Source organism: Streptomyces sp. NPDC006368, assembly GCF_040612535.1.
Classification (GTDB): Bacteria; Actinomycetota; Actinomycetes; order Streptomycetales; family Streptomycetaceae; genus Streptomyces.
On record NZ_JBEXQK010000040.1, the window covers coordinates 26972 to 44272 of the forward strand.

Sequence of the window (17301 nt, forward strand, 5' to 3'; positions counted from 1 at the left end):
CGGGCATACGTGCGGCCATGGCCGCCCGAGCTGCCCTCCGCACCACCTACGCCCGCGCCGTCCGCCACTACCGCTCCCGCCACACCGGCCCCACGTCCGCCCTGGTCCACGCCCCGCACCCGTACGTCCGCGCCCTCGGGCTGCTGGCCGTCGTCCTGCTCGGCGCCTGGCTGGGCCTCCTGATCGTCGGCAGCGTCCGTACGCCCGTGGGGCCGATGGACACGAGCATGACCCTGCGCCCCTCGCTCTCCGGCGGCACGAAGATCAACGTCTCTCCGCTCGGCGCGCTCACCCTCGACTCGCACCACGCCCCCATCCGCCTCGACGTGGACGTCGACCAGCTCGATCCGGTCCGCGCCCAGGCCCTGGTCCAGCACCCCGAGCGCCTCTCCGGGCTCCAGGAGGAGATCACCGACGACGTCGCGGACGGCACGCGCGAGCTGGCGTTCCGCTCCTGTGTCGCCGTCGTCTCCGGCGCCACCGCTCTCGGCCTCGCCGTCTACCGCCGCCCGCGCCGCGCGCTGGCCGCCGGCGGGCTGGCACTGGCGCTGCTCGCCGCCTCGGGCGTGTCGGCCTACGCCACCTGGAACCCGAAGTCCGTCCTGGAGCCGAAGTTCTCCGGACTCCTCTCCTCCGCCCCCTCCGTGGTCGGCAGCGCCCGCTCGATCGTCAGCGAATTCGACGTCTATCAGAAGGAACTGGCGCGGCTCGTCACGAATGTGACCAAACTGTACGACGCGACCTCGACGCTCCCGACGTACCAGCCGGACCCCGGCACCATGCGGGTGCTGCACGTCTCCGACATCCACTTGAACCCGGCCGCGTGGGAGATCATCCGCTCGCTGGTCGAGCAGTACCGGATCGACGTGATCATCGACTCGGGCGACACCATGGACCACGGCACCGCCGCCGAGAACGGCTTCCTCGACCCGATCAGCGACCTCGGCGCGCCCTATGTGTGGGTGCGCGGCAACCACGACTCAAAGGTCACCCAGCAGTACCTGGAGGGCCTGAAGAACGTCCACGTCCTCGACGAGGGCCGCGCCGTCACCGTCGCCGGGCTGCGGGTCGCCGGGACGGGCGACCCGCAGTTCACACCGGACCGCTCGGTCGTGGCGGCGGGCGACGACGCCGAGCGGGTGGCCGGCATCCGGCTGGCGGCGGCGCTGCGCGGCCAGGAACGGGCGGGCACGCCGGTCGACATCGCGGTGGCCCACAACCCGGTGGCCGCCCGGGAGACCGACGGCGAGGTGCCCCTGGTCCTGTCCGGCCACGTCCACCAGCGCAAGACCGAGCTCCTCCCGAACGGCACCCGCCTCAGGATCGAGGGCTCGACGGGCGGCGGCGGCCTGCGCGCCCTCCAGAACGACGAGCCGGAGAAGGTCCGCACCTCCGTCCTCTACCTGGACCGGGACACGCGGCACCTCCAGGCCTGGGACGAGATCACGCTGGGCGGCCTGGGCCTGACGACGGCCGAGGTCAGCCGCCACCTCCCGGAGGAGAACCGCCCGGGCGCCCCCTACCCGACGCCCTCGCCGTCCCCCTCCGCGCCCTCCTCGACAGGGCCCTCCCGGGCGGTGACTCCCACGCCCCGATAAAGCGTTTTGGCGAACCGTCCCCGCATCCCATATGCTTCTCACGTCCCCGACGCGCTGATGAAGCGCCCAGGCGGGCCATCAGCCCTCATCGTCTAGTGGCCCAGGACGCCGCCCTTTCAAGGCGGTAGCACGGGTTCGAATCCCGTTGGGGGCACGCACAACCGTGTGCGAGACTTGCTCTCGCACAATGCTTTACCTCTGGTCCTGTGGAGCAGTTTGGAGTGCTCGCCACCCTGTCAAGGTGGAGGCCGCGGGTTCAAATCCCGTCAGGACCGCTGCGGATCGAAAGATTCGCGTGGCTGGGTAGCTCAGTTGGTACGAGCGTCCGCCTGAAAAGCGGAAGGTCGCCGGTTCGACCCCGGCCCCAGCCACCACACGAAGGCCCCGTCCTCGGACGGGGCCTTCGGCGTACCCGGTGCCCGGGGCCCGCCGGTGACGGGGCGTCCGGCTCGCGGGCGCCCCGTCACCTCAGGTGCGCGCGCGGGTCCGCCGGGCCCGGGTGGCGAGGACGACGGTGACCGTCACCACGACGCCGAGCAGCAGTGCCCAGTCCGGGACCGCGCGGCCCAGGGCCGACACCCGGGTCTCGACCGCGTACGAGGCGTCCACCGAGAGCAGGCCCGGCAGGGCGGTCGTCCCGTCGAAGACCAGGAAGAGCACGCCCAGCACCACGAAGAACGCGCCCGACAGGACCGACGTGCTGTGCAGCTCCAGGCGTCGGCCGAGCCGAAGCGGGCGCCCCCGCAGCCAGCCGCGCCGCCCCAGGTCGTACCGCTCCCACAGCAGGGCCAGCAGGAAGAGCGGGACGGCCATGCCCAGCGCGTACACGGACAGCAGCAGGCCCCCGTACACCGGGCTGCCGCTGAGCGCCGCCACCGTCAGTACGCTCCCGAGGATCGGGCCCGCGCAGAAGCCGGCCAGGCCGTACACCAGGCCCAGGGCGTACACGGACAGCACCGACACCGGGCGGATCCGGCCGCTCACCTCCGCGATCCGGCGCGAGGCGAAGCCCAGGCCCAGGATCTGGAGCACGCCCAGCGCGATGATCAGCCAGCCGCCGGCCGTCACCAGGAGGTCCCGGTGGCCGTAGAACAGCCGGCCCGCGAGGGACCCGGCCGCGCCCAACGGCACCAGCGTGGTGGCGAGGCCCGCGTAGAAGACGCCGGTACGGGCCAGGAGCCGGGCCGGGCTGTCGATCGAGTACGCGAAGAACGCCGGGAGCAGCAGCGCGCTGCACGGGCTGAGGAGCGCCAGCAGACCACCGAGGAAGGCGGCCAGATAGCCGATGTCCGTCACTTCGCCGCCTCTGCCGGCTTCGCGGCCCCACGCTTCGCGGCGTCGCGCTTCGCCGCCTCGATCGCGGCGGTGAACGTCTCCATGGGCTGTGCGCCCGCGATCGGTCGCCCGTTCACGAGGAAGGACGGCGTGGACGTCGCGCCCAGGGCGTATGCCTGTTCCTGGTCCTCGGCCACGGCCCGCCGTGCCGCCGCGCTGTCGAGGTCACGCGCGAAGCGGGCGAGGTCGGCCACGCCGGCCTCCCGGGCGAGCGCGAGGAGCCGGTCCTCGGCGAAGCCCTTCTCCTTGGCGCCCTCCGCGTACGCGGCGCGGTGGAACTGCCGGAACCGCCCCTGCTGCCCGGCCGCCCACGAGGCGCGCGCCGCGCCCTCGGACTCGGCGCCGAAGATGGGGAAGTTGCGCCACTCGATGCGCAGGGTCCCCTCGTCGACGTACTTCTCGATCAGGGCGGGCTCGGTGTCGCGGGCGAACTTCCCGCAGTACCCGCACGCGAAGTCCGCGTACTCGATGAGGACGACGGGGGCGTCGGCACGCCCGACGGCCAGCGGGTCCTTGGCGTCGCGCCGCGCGTACCTCTCCGGCTCGGGGTGGACGACGGTCTGCTGTTCCACGGCGACGGACGAGGTGGTGGGGGCGTCGGGCCTGGTCGCCGTGTAGGAGGCGAGGGCCGCGAGCGCGGCGGCGACGGCGACACCGGCGCCGATGAGGTAGGGCGTGGTCTTGGGCATGGGGAAAGAGCTCCTGAGCGCAGAGAGAACCGCAGAGAAAGAAGCGGGGAAGGACGCGGGAGGACGCGGCGAAGGGCGCGGAAGGGAACGCGCGGAAAGAGGGGACCGTACGTGCGCGCCGTACGGCCGCTATACGCGCAGGATCGACAGGTCCATCGGCGACGGCGCCACGCGCCACGGCGGCGCCCGCTCCGGCCGTACCCCCGCCGCCGCGTCGTCCACGCTCCAGGTGCCGGCCGCCGTCGCACGGGTGCCGTACGGCGTGGGCAGCAGCTCACCGTGGGACGCCGGGCGCGGCGGCACGGCCGGCGCCAGCCCGCCCTCGTCGCCCGGGGAGCCGCACGCGGGCCCGCTGCCGTGGCCGACGGCGACCACCACGGCGTCGTGCGCCACGGCACGCGGGCCGCAGACCAGCAGCGCGCCGACCAGTACCAGCACCGCGGCCGTCAGCAGACGGCGCCACCGGCTGCCGGCACGGGGCATGGGGCACCGCCTTCCCGGGTCGCTCCGGAGATCATCGACTCGCCGGAAATGCTACGGGGAAATCGGTTCGCCACTCCGTCGCCGCGGGTGAGATCCTGGATCAGGTATGTCTACTTCCCTCGCCGACCTCCAGACCCTGCTGACCGAGGTCTCGCTGCGCGACGCCCACCGCCTCGGCCGCCGTCTCGAAGGCTCCCGCCGCATCCGCAAGCCCGAGGCGCGGCAGGCCGTGCTGGACGAGATCGCCGCCGAGGCCGCGAAGGCCGCTGCCCGCACGGCCGAGCGGGCGGCCCGCGTGCCCGGGGTCACGTACCCCGAGCAGCTGCCGGTCAGCCAGAAGAAGGACGACATCCTGGAGGCGATACGCGACCACCAGGTCGTGATCGTCGCCGGTGAGACGGGGTCGGGAAAGACGACCCAGATCCCCAAGATCTGCCTGGAGCTCGGCCGCGGCGTGCGCGGCATGATCGGCCATACGCAGCCGAGGCGGATCGCCGCCCGCACGGTCGCCGAGCGCGTGGCGGAGGAGCTGAAGACACCGCTGGGCGAGGCGGTCGGCTGGAAGGTCCGGTTCACCGACCAGGTGAACCCGGACGCGACCTTCGTGAAGCTGATGACGGACGGCATCCTGCTGGCCGAGATCCAGACGGACCGCGAGCTGCGCGCGTACGACACGATCATCATCGACGAGGCCCACGAGCGCAGCCTCAACATCGACTTCCTGCTCGGCTATCTGGCCCAGCTGCTGCCCAAGCGCCCCGACCTCAAGGTCGTGATCACCTCCGCGACCATCGACCCCGAGCGCTTCTCCCGCCACTTCCGCGACGCGCCCATCGTCGAGGTCTCCGGCCGTACGTATCCGGTCGAGGTCCGCTACCGCCCCCTCCTGGAGGAGGACTCCGAGGACTCCGACCGCGACCAGATCACCGCCATCTGCGACGCCGTCGAGGAGCTCCAGGCCGAGGGCCCCGGCGACATCCTGGTCTTCCTCTCCGGCGAGCGGGAGATCCGCGACACGGCCGACGCCCTGGAGAAGAAGAAGCTCCGCAACACCGAGGTCCTCCCCCTCTACGCCCGCCTCTCGCACGCCGAGCAGCACCGCGTCTTCCAGGCCCACTCCGGGCGCCGCATCGTCCTCGCGACGAACGTCGCCGAGACGTCCCTGACGGTCCCCGGGATCAAGTACGTCATCGATCCGGGCACCGCCCGCATCTCCCGCTACAGCCACCGCACCAAGGTCCAGCGCCTGCCGATCGAGCCGATCAGCCAGGCCAGCGCCAACCAGCGCAAGGGCCGCTGCGGCCGTACGTCGGACGGCATCTGCATCCGGCTGTACGACGAGGACGACTTCCTGTCGCGCCCCGAGTTCACGGACGCCGAGATCCTCCGTACGAACCTGGCGTCGGTCATCCTCCAGATGACGGCGGCGGGGCTCGGCGACATCGAGAAGTTCCCCTTCATCGACCCGCCGGACCACCGCAACATCCGCGACGGCGTGCAGCTCCTCCAGGAGCTCGGCGCGATCGACCCCACCGAGAAGGACCCGAAGAAGCGCCTCACGCAGCAGGGCCGCAAGCTGGCCCAGCTGCCGGTGGACCCGCGGCTGGCCCGCATGGTCCTGGAGGCCGACAAGAACGGCTGCGTGCGCGAGGTCATGGTCATCGCGGCGGCGCTGTCCATCCAGGACCCGCGCGAGCGGCCGGCCGAGAAGCAGGCACAGGCCGACCAGCAGCACGCCCGCTTCAAGGACGAGACGTCCGACTTCCTCGCCTTCCTCAACCTGTGGCGCTACATCCGCGAGCAGCAGAAGGCGCTGTCGTCGTCGGCGTTCCGCCGGATGTGCAAGTCCGAGTACCTCAACTACCTGCGCATCCGCGAATGGCAGGACATCTATACGCAGTTGCGTACGGTCGCCAAGCAGATGGGCATCCACCTGAACGACGAGGACGCGCCCGAGGAGCGGGTCCATGTCTCGCTGCTCGCCGGGCTGCTCTCCCACATCGGGATGAAGGACGTGAAGGAGGGCGCGAAGAACGAGTACCTGGGCGCCCGCAGCGCCAAGTTCGCGATCTTCCCCGGTTCGGCGCTCTTCAAGAAGCCGCCGCGTTTCGTCATGTCCGCCGAGCTCGTCGAGACGTCCCGCCTGTGGGCCCGGGTCAACGCGAGGATCGAGCCCGAGTGGATCGAGCCGCTGGCCGGCCACCTGCTGAAGCGCACGTACTCCGAGCCGCACTGGGAGAAGGACCAGGCGGCGGTCATGGCGTACGAGAAGGTCACGCTGTACGGCGTGCCGATCGTCGCCCAGCGCAAGGTGAACTACGGCCGCATCGACCCCGAGACGAGCCGCGAGCTGTTCATCCGCCACGCGCTGGTGGAGGGCGACTGGCGGACGCACCACAAGTTCTTCGCGGACAACCGCAAGTTGCTGACCGAGGTCGAGGAGCTGGAGCACCGGGCCAGGCGCCGCGACATCCTCGTCGACGACGAGACGCTCTTCGACTTCTACGACCAGCGGGTCCCCGAACACGTCGTGTCGGGTGCGCACTTCGACTCCTGGTGGAAGCACAAGCGGCGCGACGAGCCCGATCTGCTCGACTTCGAGCGCGAGATGCTCATCAACGAGAAGGCGGGCGCGGTCACCAAGGCCGACTACCCCGACTCGTGGCGGCAGGGCGAGCTCAAGTTCCGGGTGACGTACCAGTTCGAGCCGGGCGCGGACGCGGACGGCGTCACCGTGCACATCCCGCTCCAGGTGCTCAACCAGGTCACGGACGAGGGCTTCGACTGGCAGATCCCGGGCCTGCGCGAAGAGGTGGTGACCGAGCTGATCCGGTCCCTGCCGAAACCGATCCGCCGCCACTACGTCCCGGCGCCGAACTACGCGAAGAGGTTCCTGGAGAAGGCCCAGCCCCTCCAGGAGCCGCTGACCGTCACGCTCGCGCGCGAGCTCCGGGGGATGGTCGGCGTCCCGGTCACGGCCGACGACTTCGACCTGTCCCGGGTCCCCGACCACTTGCGGATCACCTTCCGGATCGTCGACGAGCGGCGCCGGAAGCTGGCCGAGGACAAGGACCTGGAGACCCTGAGGCTCCAGCTGAAACCCAAGGCCCGCCAGGCGCTCTCCAAGGCCGCGGCGGCGGCCACGGCCGGCCCGTCGGGCTCCGGTGGCTCCCTGGAGCGCACGGGTCTGACGGCCTGGACGATCGGCACCCTGACGAAGGTGTTCGAGACGCGCCGCGCGGGCCAGCCGGTCAAGGCGTACCCGGCCCTCGTCGACGAGGGGCCGGCGGCGAACACCGTCTCCGTACGGCTCTTCGACACGGAGGCCGAGCAGGCGCGGGCGATGTGGCGCGGCACCCGCAAGCTGATCATGCTCAACATCCCGGTGAACCCGGCGAAGTTCGCCTCGGACAAGCTGAGCAACCAGCAGAAGCTGGCCCTCTCCCGGAACCCGCACGGCTCGGTCCAGGCGCTGTTCGAGGACTGCGCGACCGCCGCCGCCGACCGGCTCATCGCCGAGCACGGCGGCCCGGCGTGGGACGAGGAGTCGTTCCGGAAGCTGTACGACAAGGTCCGCGCCGACCTCGTCGAGCTGACGATCCGCACGGTGGACCAGGTGCAGCAGATCCTGGCCGCCTGGCAGGCCTGTGAGCGCCGTCTGAAGGCCACCAACAGCCTCGTCCTGGTCAACAACGTCCAGGACGTACGCGAACAGCTCGCCGCCCTCGTGCCGCCCGGCTTCGTGACGAAGACCGGGCTGCGGCGCCTCCCGGACCTGATGCGCTATCTGGTGGCCGTGGACCGACGGCTCCAGCAGATGCCGACGTCCGTCCAGCGCGACACCACGCGCATGGAGAAGGTCCACGAGATGCAGGACGAGTACGCCTGGCTGCTGGAGCAGATGCCGAAGGGCCGTCCGGTGCCGCAGGAGGTCCTGGACATCCGCTGGATGATCGAGGAGCTGCGGGTCAGCTACTTCGCCCACGCCCTGGGCACGGCCCACCCCGTCTCCGACAAGCGCATCCTGAAGGCGATCGACGCGGCGGCGCCGTAGTGATGGTCCCGTACCGGCGCCGTCGCCTTGGGTGAGTTCGACCGGACCCTCTGACCTGCTGTACAGTCTCTCTCGCAGCCAAGGAAAAAACCGGCTGCGAAACCTGGTCCTGTGGAGCAGTTTGGAGTGCTCGCCACCCTGTCAAGGTGGAGGCCGCGGGTTCAAATCCCGTCAGGACCGCGTCACGTGCGAAGCCCCGTATCCTCACCGGATGCGGGGCTTCGCCGCTGTACGGCATCCCTACGGCTCCCCCATCGGGCCCGGGTCCTCAGGATCCGGGCCTTTCCGTCGTCTTGACGGGGGCAACCGCCGACCGGTACCCAAGCAACAGGGACGCGGGAGTCCTTCAGCGGAGGTGACGCGGATGGCTGCGGCGTCCACGATCAGACCGGTCAGGCACGAGACCCGCGCGCTGCTCCGCGCGCATCTGGCGGCCGCTTCCGGCTATCGCCACATCACCCGGTGCTGCGTCGTCTGTCACCGTCTTCTGAGACTCGCCATGGAGCTCACGGACGACACCGACCCCCGGGCCGGGGACACACCCGTGATCCGCGGCGTGACGACGCCGAGGGCGGAAGGCCGTGACAACACACGCGAAGAAGCCCGTGAAGAAGCCCGCTGAGGGCCTTCTGACGGACCGTGAGGCGCCACCCGCGAGCCCGCCGGACACCCCACACCGTGTGACGCGAGTCACGAAAGTCATTTGGGAAGCGCCTTACCTTACCCCCTCCCTACAACGACCCAATTTAATATGTGCAATTGCACCACTCCGGAGGGGTCCGGCACAGGTCGGGCCACACCCCTCCCGGAGCCGCCCCCACGGCCACCACCACGGCCACCACCAGGGTCACCACCAGGGCCGGCCGCGGCGGAACCGGAGCGGAACCGGGCCGGGGAGCAGGACCGGACAGGGGCCCGGACCAGGGCGGGAGCAGGGCGGGAGCAGGGCGGGACCGGCCCGGGCCCCGGGCATAAAAAGATCGCGCTGGACCCGGCGGAGTCCAGCGCGATCGATGACGAAGGCCCGTTGGGGCGGGCGCCCGTCGGTGGAGCTAATGGTGGGCGAACCGGGTTGGGGGACCCGGAAAAGCCCGGTTCATCGGGGTGTTCAGGCCTCGCTGCGCTGCTGCGGAATACCCGCCAGCAGTGCGCGGACCTCTGCCTCGCGGTACCGGCGGTGCCCACCCAGCGTACGGATGGACGTGAGCTTGCCCGCCTTCGCCCAACGGGTCACCGTCTTCGGGTCCACGCGGAACATCGTGGCTACCTCAGCGGGGGTCAGCAGCGGCTCGGCATCAGGGGTGCGAGCGGTCATGAGCGGCCTCCTCGGGAGAACCGAACCTTCTCGGTTCTTTCCTCTAAATTCTGCACCTTGACCCGCGTTGCCCGAAATGGCAGACGCGAGCCGAGTCGGTTATAGGACGAACGGCTTGTCCTCGGCACTACAACTACACCATCTGTCCAGCCACGTTCGGCCAAACCGACGGAATTGCCCTCTCAGGTGTTCATCAGCGGCGGAAGCCGATGGACCATGCCATAACGGACAGTCACGTCACAGTGACGATCAGTCACAGAGCGAGCAGGAGCCATCAGACCCCCCATAGCGTGCAATGCGTATCCTTCCGTCCATAGCGGGACGGAAGAAGCCCCTCCCGGACTCCTTGTCCTATTTTGGCATGAGGTCGGGTGATGGACGCAAGAGCCCGGTTAGTGCTGTCCATCACGCTTGACACAAAGGCCCGTATCGGGACCAACGTCCCCCGGCGGCGAGGACAAGATCATCTCAGTTGGCGAACTGCAGGTACCGCACCGTTCGCCACCGCTCCGCCAGCCGCTCGTACGCCACCCGCGCACCCTCGCCGTCACCGGCCCGCAGCGCCGCGATGCCCTCCGCCACATCCGCCGCCGACCGGTCCCCGGCCAGCAGGGCGTCCGGCAGCGCGTGCACCAGGCCGCCGTAGTCCAGCTCCACCAGCGAACGCGGGTGGAACTCCTCCAGCCACCGCCCGACGTCCACCAGGCCCTCCGTGAGCGGCCCCTCGTCGATCGACTCGCGCAGCGCCTTCAGCGCCCGCGCCACCCGCCGCCGCGCCTGCACCATCGGCGTCCGGTAGCGCAGCACCGGCGCCTTGTCCGGGCCGGCGCCCGCGGCCACGTACTCCCGCTCCTCGTCGGAGAAGAGCGCGAACCAGCGCACCGGCACCTGCCAGACGGCCGTACGGATCCACGGCCGGGCGTCCGGGTTCTCCTCGCGCCACCGCTCGTGGTCCGCCTCCGCCTGCCCGCGCACCACCGGCGGCAGCGCCGCGTCCAGCACGGCGGCCGGCAGCAGCCCCGGCAGCTCCTGAAGGGCCAGCCAGCCGCGCAGCCGCGTCCGCCACGGGCACACGCACACGACGCCGTCCAGCTCGGCCACGAACGCGTCGGCGCTCTCGTGCGCGGGCACCGGGGCCGGCGGCGTCGCCACCAGCCCGGCCAGCGCCCGGCGCAGCTCGTCCTGCGCGGTCGGGGGGTCCGCACGGCGCGCGTAGCGGGCCCAGTGGTCGCGCTCCGGCTCCGGGAAGGCCGCCAACGGCTCGTACACGCGCAGGTAGGACGCGTAGGGGACGGGGACCGAGGACACCGCTGACATGGGGCAGATCCTTCCACGCCCGTACTCCGTGAGGGGGTGATCCTCGGCACTGGGTCCCTCCTACGCCCAGGTAGGACTTACCCTCTTGCCGTCAAGGTCCTCCCCCACCCGCAGGGGGGCCTCATTCGCCGCTTCGTACTTGGGAGTCACCACCGTGACCGATGTGACCGACGGCGTCCTGCACACCCTGTTCCAGTCGGAGCAGGGGGGCCACGAACAAGTCGTGCTGTGCCAGGACCGTGCCTCCGGCCTGAAGGCCGTCATCGCCATCCACTCGACCGCCCTGGGCCCGGCCCTCGGCGGTACCCGCTTCTACCCGTACGCCTCCGAGGCCGAGGCCGTCGCCGACGCGCTGAACCTCTCCCGGGGGATGTCGTACAAGAACGCCATGGCCGGTCTGGAGCACGGCGGCGGCAAGGCCGTGATCATCGGCGACCCGGACAAGATCAAGACGGAGGAGCTGCTGCTGGCCTACGGCCGGTTCGTCGCCTCCCTCGGCGGCCGGTACGTCACGGCCTGCGACGTCGGCACCTACGTGGCCGACATGGACGTCGTCGCGCGGGAGAACCGCTGGACCACCGGCCGCTCCCCCGAGAACGGCGGCGCCGGCGACTCCTCGGTCCTCACCGCCTTCGGTGTCTTCCAGGGCATGCGCGCCTCCGCCCAGCACCTGTGGGGCGACCCGGCGCTCAAGGGGCGCAAGGTCGGCGTCGCGGGCGTCGGCAAGGTCGGCCACTACCTGGTCGAGCACCTCCTCGAGGACGGTGCCGAGGTCGTCATCACGGACGTACGGGACGCGTCGGTGCGGCGCGTCACCGACAAGTTCCCGCAGGTCACCGTGGTGCCGGACACGGACGCGCTGATCCGTACGGAGGGCCTGGACCTCTACGCCCCCTGCGCACTCGGCGGCGCGCTGAACGACGACACCGTGCCGGTCCTGACGGCGAAGGTGGTGTGCGGCGCGGCCAACAACCAGCTCGCGCACCCGGGCGTCGAGAAGGACCTCGCCGACCGCGGGATCCTCTACGCGCCGGACTACGTCGTCAACGCGGGTGGCGTAATCCAGGTCGCCGACGAGCTGCACGGCTTCGACTTCGACCGGTGCAAGACGAAGGCGGCCAAGATCTTCGACACCACGCTGGCCATATTCGCACGTGCGAAGGAAGACGGCATTCCGCCGGCCGCGGCGGCCGACCGGATCGCGGAGCAGCGGATGGCCGAGGCCCGCCGCCGCTGATCGCGGAGCGGGGGCGCCGCGGTTGACACCGGCCGCCCGCCGGCGGGGCGTGGGTCGTTCGCTCGGGCCGTCCCGGGGAGTCTCGGAGGAACATCCGAGGGTCTTCGGAGGGATCAGAGAGAGAAGACTCACGCCGGTCGGCGGGTCGCCCGGCAGGAAGAGGTTAAAATCGCAGCTGACCAGCGAGGACAGGGCACCTCGTCGGTCCGGCTCCCAGGCGCGTCATGCGGGCGGCGTACCGTATGGCGGCGGAAGCAGGTACCGTTGAAGCCCTACGGGCCGGTCTCTCCACGGGGAGTCCGTTCCGACTCATGAACGCGTGTCAAGACTCTGGGGCCGTCGAGCCCCGTCACCGAGGGGGTCGAGCCATGGGGCGCGGCCGGGCCAAGGCCAAGCAGACGAAGGTCGCCCGCCAGCTGAAGTACAACAGCGGTGGGACGGACCTCGCACGGCTGGCCAGCGAGCTGGGCGCATCGACTTCGAGTCAGCCTCCGAACGGGGAACCGTTCGAGGATGACGACGAGGAAGACGACCCGTACGCCCGCTACGCGGAGTTGTACAACGACGACGAGGACGAGGACGAGGAGTCCGGTCCGTCGTCTCAGCGTCGCGGCGCTTGACGCCTGCACTCTTCAGACCCGGTCCGGGGCCCCGCCCCGGACCGGGTTCTGTGCTGTCCGGCGCCCCGGTCAGGCGGTGGCGTAGTCGCCGACCAGCTCGGCGCCCGTGCCGTGCGCGCCGCGCTCGGTGATCTCACCGGCGACCCAGGCGTCCACACCGCGGTCGGCCAGGGTGGTCAGCGCCACGTCGACCGACTCCGCCGGGACGACGGCCATCATGCCGACGCCCATGTTCAGGGTCTTCTCCAGCTCCAGCCGCTCCACCCGACCGGCCGTGCCGACCAGGTCGAAGACCGCGCCGGGCGTCCAGGTGGACCGGTCGACCGTGGCGTGCAGCCCGTCCGGGATCACCCGGGCCAGGTTGGCGGCGAGACCGCCACCCGTGATGTGGCTGAACGCGTGCACGTCGGCCGTCCGGGTGAGCGCCAGGCAGTCCAGCGAGTAGATCCTGGTGGGCTCCAGCAGCTCCTCGCCGAGGGTGCGGCCGAACTCCTCGACCCGCTGCTCCAGGCTCATGCCGGCGCGGTCGAACAGCACGTGGCGTACGAGCGAGTACCCGTTGGAGTGAAGGCCGGAGGACGCCATGGCGATCACCACGTCACCCGTACGGATGCGATCGGGGCCCAGCAGGCGGTCGGCCTCCACCACGCCCGTACCGGCGCCGGCGACGTCGAAGTCGTCCGGGCCCAGCAGGCCGGGGTGCTCGGCGGTCTCGCCGCCGATGAGGGCGCAGCCGGCCAGGACGCAGCCCTCGGCGATGCCCTTGACGATGGCGGCGACCCGCTCGGGGTGGACCTTGCCGACGCAGATGTAGTCGGTCATGAACAGCGGCTCGGCGCCGCAGACGACGATGTCGTCCATGACCATCGCGACCAGGTCGTGGCCGATCGTGTCGTAGACGCCCATCTGGCGGGCGATGTCGACCTTCGTGCCGACGCCGTCGGTGGCGGAGGCGAGCAGCGGGCGCTCGTAGCGCAGAAACGCGGAGGCGTCGAAGAGGCCGGCGAATCCGCCGAGGCCGCCGAGAACCTCGGGGCGCTGCGTCTTCTTCACCCACTCCTTCATCAGCTCGACGGCGCGGTCGCCCGCTTCGATGTCGACGCCCGCGGCTGCGTAGCTGGCACCGGTGGTCTCAGTCTCAGACATGACTGTGAGAACTTTCGTGTCGTACTGCAGGGATTGCGGGGTCCTACGGGCGGCGCAGCGCGTCGGCCGCGGCCGTGGCGGCGGGCCCGGCGGCCAGCTCGGTCTCCAGCAGCTGCTTGCCGAGCAGCTCGGGGTCCGGCAGCTCCATCGGGTACTCACCGTCGAAGCAGGCGCGGCAGAGCTTCTGCTTGTCGATGGTGGTGGCCTCGATCATGCCGTCGAGGGAGATGTACGAGAGGGAGTCGGCGCCCAGCGACTTGCCGATCTCCTCCACCGTCATGCCGTTGGCGATCAGCTCCGCGCGGGTGGCGAAGTCGATGCCGAAGAAGCACGGCCACTTCACCGGCGGGGACGAGATCCGGATGTGGACCTCGGCGGCGCCGGCCTCGCGGAGCATCCGGACGAGCGCGCGCTGGGTGTTGCCGCGGACGATCGAGTCGTCGACGACCACCAGGCGCTTGCCCTTGATGACTTCCTTGAGGGGGTTCAGCTTCAGGCGGATTCCCAGCTGGCGAATCGTCTGGGACGGCTGGATGAAGGTCCGGCCGACGTACGCGTTCTTGACCAGGCCCGCGCCGAAGGGGATGCCGCTGGCTTCCGCGTATCCGATCGCGGCGGGGGTGCCGGATTCCGGGGTCGCTATGACCAGGTCGGCGTCGACCGGGGCTTCCTTGGCCAGTTTCCGGCCCATCTCCACCCGGGAGAGGTACACATTCCGGCCGGCGATGTCGGTGTCGGGACGCGCCAGGTACACATACTCGAAGACACAGCCCTTGGGCTTCGCTTCCGCGAATCGAGAGGTGCGGATGCCGTTCTCGTCGATGGCGATCAGCTCGCCCGGCTCGACCTCGCGAACGTAGGCGGCGCCGCAGATGTCGAGGGCGGCGGACTCGGAGGCGACGACCCAGCCGCGCTCCAGGCGGCCGAGGACCAGCGGGCGGATGCCCTGCGGGTCGCGGGCGGCGTAGAGGGTGTGCTCGTCCATGAAGACGAGGGAGAAGGCGCCCATGACCTCGGGGAGGACCTTCGCGGCGGCCTCCTCGACGGTCAGCGGCTTGCCGTCGTCGTCCGTCTGGCCCGCGAGGAGCGCGGTGACCAGGTCGGTGTCGTTGGTGGCCGCCACCTGGGTGGAGCGGCCGTTGTCCTTGGGGAGGCCGGCGACCATCTCGGCGAGCTGCGCCGTGTTGACGAGGTTGCCGTTGTGGCCGAGCGCGATGGAGCCGTGCGCGGTGGCCCGGAAGGTCGGCTGCGCGTTCTCCCACACGGACGCACCGGTGGTCGAGTAGCGGGCGTGACCGACCGCGATGTGGCCCTGGAGGGAACCGAGAGAGGTCTCGTCGAAGACCTGGGAAACGAGGCCCATGTCCTTGAAGACGAGGATCTGGGAGCCGTTGCTGACCGCGATTCCCGCGGATTCCTGGCCCCGATGCTGGAGGGCGTAGAGCCCGAAGTACGTGAGCTTTGCGACCTCTTCACCCGGAGCCCAGACACCGAAGACGCCACAAGCGTCCTGGGGGCCTTTTTCGCCGGGAAGCAGATCGTGATTGAGTCGACCGTCACCACGTGGCACGCCACCGAGTGTAGGCGAGATCGACCACTGGTCCGAATTGGCTACCGGGCCGCGGACCCGGTCCTTCCGCCGATCGTCCAGCCCGCGCCCCGCTGACCAGCGGGCTTTGTCCGATCGCGGGGCGCGCGGGGTGTGACGGACCTCGCAGTGGCCGACCGAAATCACCCGCCGGTCCGCCGCGGGGCTACTTGGCGGTCGCGTTCGCCGCGAAGCCCGTGCCGTCCGGGGCGGTGAGGGTCAGGGTGCGGTCGTCGATCGTGTACGTGACCTTGCCGGTCATCACCTTGAGCAGGGCCCGCTCCAGGTCCATCCCGGCTCCGGGGCACAGTTTGCGTGTCGTGACGGCGGGCCCGAACGTGATCGTCCCGCCGTCGACGGCGGCCTTGGCGGAGAACCGGTTGCAGCCGAGGGTGCCGCGTACGGAGCCGTCCTCACCGAAGACGAAACGGGCCTTGCCGCGTGCGCCGGCGGGCAGGGACGTCGCCGTGCCGTCCTCGGTGAGCGAGTCGACGGTCCACTCGGTGGAGACGAGCGGGGCCGGGGGCTGTTCGGTGAGCTGCACGGTGTCGCCGCCGGACGTCGTGAGCGTCAGCCTGTCGCCGTCCAGCTTCGCCCTGAGCGTGCCGTCCAGCGCGGACTTGAGGGCGTTCTCGAAGGCCTGCACCGGCTCCGGGCACGCCATCTCGGTCATCCCGGCGTCGCGGAGGGTGATCGTGTCGCCGTCGACGGTGGCCTTGGCGTTGAAGTGGTTGCAGCCGTACGTGCCGGTGGCCTGCCCCTTGACGTCGATCTCGACATGGGAGCCGGGCGGGGCGGCGCTCTTCCTGCCGTCCACGGTGACGCTGTCGACGGCCCAGTGAACACCGGTGACCGGCAGGTCCGGGCGGTCCGAGCCGCCGCCGTCCCCCGCGCCGGAGCCCTTCTGGCCGCCGCACGCGGCGAGGGCCAGGGCGAGGAGCGGGGCGAGGGCGGCTGCCGCCGTGAGGTGCTGCTTCTGCGTGGTGGACATGCCGATGTGACGGAATGTCCCTCCGCGCGGTTCCCTCGCGGTCCCTCTCCCGGGCGCCGGGGCCCGCGTGGGCCCCGGCAGCGGCGTCTCAGCCCAGGACCGGCAGCAGGGGTGACAGGTCGGCCCGCTCACCGCTCGCCTGGACGTGGGCCGCGGCGAGGGCGTCCGCCCACGTCGTACGGCCCGTGGCGAGCCGGATCCAGGTGAGCGGGTCCGTCTCGACGACGTTCGGCGGGGTGCCGCGCGTGTGCTTCGGGCCCTCGACGCACTGCACGACCGCGTACGGCGGCACCCGGACCTCCACCGAGCCGCCGGGGCCCTTCGCGGCGAGCGCGTCGGCCAGCAGCCGGGTGCAGGCGGCCAGCGCCTCGCGGTCGTACGGGATACCCAGCCCGGTTGCGTCGTTCAGGTCGTCGGTGTGGACGATCAGCTCCACGGTGCGGGTCACCAGGAAGTCCCCGAGGCGCACGCCGCCGAACCGGGTCGTGAGCAGCCGCTCGTCCCCGGACGCCGCGAGCGTCTCCTCGAACTGCCGCCCCGTTTCCGCGTACAGCTCGGCGAGAGCGGCCGGGTCGTCGGCCGCCGCAGCGGCGATCTCACGCGTGTCCTCGTCGACCTGCCCGGCGTACTTCCGCGTGGCGGGCGGCCAGTCGAGCAGCGTCAGGTCGAGGGAGACGGGCTCGGGCCCGGTCGCGCCCCGGACGACGGAGCGCACCCCCATGGTGATGTGCGCGGCCAGCTCGCGCACGGTCCACTCCCCGAGCCGGGTCGGCAGGGCGAGCTGCTCGGGGGTGAGGGTGACGACCGCGTCCCGTACGTGCGCGAACTGGGCGAGCACGGCGGCGCGGGTCCTGGCGGAGTCGTAACTACGGTTGCGCTTCCTGGCCGTTGGCATGGGAAGAGACTAGCCCGCCGCCACATGGCGCGG

14 protein-coding genes and 4 tRNA genes are annotated in these 17301 nt (G+C 70.9%); 9 read left to right on the top strand and 9 right to left on the bottom strand.

Going from position 1 to position 17301, the window contains the following annotated elements:
* Positions 1–17: 17 nt before the first annotated feature.
* The 4 genes from ABZZ38_RS24395 to ABZZ38_RS24410 all read left to right on the top strand — a co-directional run bounded on the left by ABZZ38_RS24395 (position 18) and on the right by ABZZ38_RS24410 (position 1972).
* Positions 18–1598 (top strand): metallophosphoesterase, encoded by a 1581-nt coding sequence (locus ABZZ38_RS24395; protein WP_356743542.1) that lies wholly within the window; start codon positions 18–20, stop codon positions 1596–1598.
* 81 nt (positions 1599–1679) lie between these two features.
* Positions 1680–1752 (top strand) — tRNA-Glu (locus ABZZ38_RS24400).
* A 46-nt stretch (positions 1753–1798) separates the two neighbouring features.
* Positions 1799–1873 (top strand) — tRNA-Asp (locus ABZZ38_RS24405).
* Between the two features lie 22 nt (positions 1874–1895).
* Positions 1896–1972 (top strand) — tRNA-Phe (locus ABZZ38_RS24410).
* Positions 1973–2066: 94 nt separating this feature from the next.
* Here the strand turns inward: ABZZ38_RS24410 and ABZZ38_RS24415 are convergent.
* The 3 genes from ABZZ38_RS24415 to ABZZ38_RS24425 form a co-directional block, all read right to left on the bottom strand.
* Entirely contained in the window at positions 2067–2894 is an 828-nt protein-coding gene (locus tag ABZZ38_RS24415) for a cytochrome c biogenesis CcdA family protein (protein WP_356743544.1), read from the bottom strand.
* Positions 2891–3622 carry a thioredoxin domain-containing protein gene (locus ABZZ38_RS24420; protein ID WP_356743546.1) on the bottom strand — a complete coding sequence of 244 codons (732 nt, stop codon included), beginning with the start codon at positions 3620–3622 and terminating at the stop codon, positions 2891–2893. The genes ABZZ38_RS24415 and ABZZ38_RS24420 overlap by 4 nt, the downstream gene beginning before the upstream one ends.
* 129 nt (positions 3623–3751) lie before the next feature.
* Entirely contained in the window at positions 3752–4105 is a 354-nt protein-coding gene (locus ABZZ38_RS24425) for a hypothetical protein (RefSeq protein ID WP_356743548.1), read from the bottom strand.
* Positions 4106–4211: 106 nt separating this feature from the next.
* Here ABZZ38_RS24425 and hrpA point away from each other — a divergent pair, with 106 nt between their 5' ends.
* From hrpA to ABZZ38_RS24440, 3 genes are all read left to right on the top strand, one after another.
* Complete coding sequence (gene hrpA, locus ABZZ38_RS24430; protein WP_356743550.1) at positions 4212–8159, top strand: ATP-dependent RNA helicase HrpA; 3948 nt, start codon at positions 4212–4214, stop codon at positions 8157–8159.
* Positions 8160–8264: 105 nt separating this feature from the next.
* Positions 8265–8339: transfer RNA gene (locus ABZZ38_RS24435), tRNA-Asp, on the top strand.
* Positions 8340–8523: 184 nt separating this feature from the next.
* Positions 8524–8781 (top strand): DUF6274 family protein, encoded by a 258-nt coding sequence (locus tag ABZZ38_RS24440; RefSeq protein WP_356743553.1) that lies wholly within the window; start codon positions 8524–8526, stop codon positions 8779–8781.
* Between the two features lie 486 nt (positions 8782–9267).
* On the opposite strand, the gene bldC is transcribed toward ABZZ38_RS24440, so the two are convergent.
* Complete coding sequence (gene bldC, locus ABZZ38_RS24445) at positions 9268–9474, bottom strand: developmental transcriptional regulator BldC (RefSeq protein ID WP_003949541.1); 207 nt, start codon at positions 9472–9474, stop codon at positions 9268–9270.
* Positions 9475–9942: 468 nt separating this feature from the next.
* Positions 9943–10791, bottom strand: coding sequence for a hypothetical protein (locus ABZZ38_RS24450; RefSeq protein ID WP_356743558.1), 849 nt, complete (start codon positions 10789–10791; stop codon positions 9943–9945).
* 154 nt (positions 10792–10945) lie between these two features.
* On the opposite strand from ABZZ38_RS24450, the gene ABZZ38_RS24455 reads away from it, so the two are divergent.
* Both ABZZ38_RS24455 and ABZZ38_RS24460 read left to right on the top strand, forming a co-directional pair.
* A complete protein-coding gene (locus tag ABZZ38_RS24455; protein ID WP_356743560.1) occupies positions 10946–12028 on the top strand; it encodes a Glu/Leu/Phe/Val dehydrogenase dimerization domain-containing protein in 1083 nt (360 codons plus the stop codon).
* A 368-nt stretch (positions 12029–12396) separates the two neighbouring features.
* Positions 12397–12648, top strand: coding sequence for a DUF3073 domain-containing protein (locus ABZZ38_RS24460; RefSeq protein ID WP_031071635.1), 252 nt, complete (start codon positions 12397–12399; stop codon positions 12646–12648).
* 69 nt (positions 12649–12717) lie between these two features.
* On the opposite strand, the gene purM is transcribed toward ABZZ38_RS24460, so the two are convergent.
* The 4 genes from purM to ABZZ38_RS24480 form a co-directional block, all read right to left on the bottom strand.
* Complete coding sequence (purM, locus tag ABZZ38_RS24465) at positions 12718–13794, bottom strand: phosphoribosylformylglycinamidine cyclo-ligase (protein WP_356743563.1); 1077 nt, start codon at positions 13792–13794, stop codon at positions 12718–12720.
* A 43-nt stretch (positions 13795–13837) separates the two neighbouring features.
* Positions 13838–15364, bottom strand: a complete 1527-nt coding sequence (gene purF / locus ABZZ38_RS24470; RefSeq protein ID WP_356743567.1) for an amidophosphoribosyltransferase — start codon at positions 15362–15364, stop codon at positions 13838–13840.
* Positions 15365–15548: 184 nt separating this feature from the next.
* Positions 15549–16373 carry an META domain-containing protein gene (locus ABZZ38_RS24475; protein WP_356743570.1) on the bottom strand — a complete coding sequence of 275 codons (825 nt, stop codon included), beginning with the start codon at positions 16371–16373 and terminating at the stop codon, positions 15549–15551.
* Positions 16374–16461: 88 nt separating this feature from the next.
* Complete coding sequence (locus ABZZ38_RS24480; protein ID WP_356743572.1) at positions 16462–17268, bottom strand: sterol carrier family protein; 807 nt, start codon at positions 17266–17268, stop codon at positions 16462–16464.
* Between the last annotated feature and the right edge of the window lie 33 nt (positions 17269–17301).

Excerpts from the sequence above, each read along its gene's own strand:
- ABZZ38_RS24425 (WP_356743548.1), bottom strand. The coding sequence starts at position 4,105 with ATGCCCCGTGCCGGCAGCCGGTGGCGCCGTCTGCTGACGGCCGCGGTG.
- ABZZ38_RS24395 (WP_356743542.1), top strand. The coding sequence starts at position 18 with ATGGCCGCCCGAGCTGCCCTCCGCACCACCTACGCCCGCGCCGTCCGC.
- ABZZ38_RS24475 (WP_356743570.1), bottom strand. The coding sequence starts at position 16,373 with ATGTCCACCACGCAGAAGCAGCACCTCACGGCGGCAGCCGCCCTCGCC.
- hrpA (WP_356743550.1), top strand. The coding sequence starts at position 4,212 with ATGTCTACTTCCCTCGCCGACCTCCAGACCCTGCTGACCGAGGTCTCG.
- ABZZ38_RS24460 (WP_031071635.1), top strand. The coding sequence starts at position 12,397 with ATGGGGCGCGGCCGGGCCAAGGCCAAGCAGACGAAGGTCGCCCGCCAG.
- purM (WP_356743563.1), bottom strand. The coding sequence starts at position 13,794 with ATGTCTGAGACTGAGACCACCGGTGCCAGCTACGCAGCCGCGGGCGTC.
- ABZZ38_RS24480 (WP_356743572.1), bottom strand. The coding sequence starts at position 17,268 with ATGCCAACGGCCAGGAAGCGCAACCGTAGTTACGACTCCGCCAGGACC.
- bldC (WP_003949541.1), bottom strand. The coding sequence starts at position 9,474 with ATGACCGCTCGCACCCCTGATGCCGAGCCGCTGCTGACCCCCGCTGAG.
- ABZZ38_RS24420 (WP_356743546.1), bottom strand. The coding sequence starts at position 3,622 with ATGCCCAAGACCACGCCCTACCTCATCGGCGCCGGTGTCGCCGTCGCC.
- ABZZ38_RS24450 (WP_356743558.1), bottom strand. The coding sequence starts at position 10,791 with ATGTCAGCGGTGTCCTCGGTCCCCGTCCCCTACGCGTCCTACCTGCGC.
- ABZZ38_RS24440 (WP_356743553.1), top strand. The coding sequence starts at position 8,524 with ATGGCTGCGGCGTCCACGATCAGACCGGTCAGGCACGAGACCCGCGCG.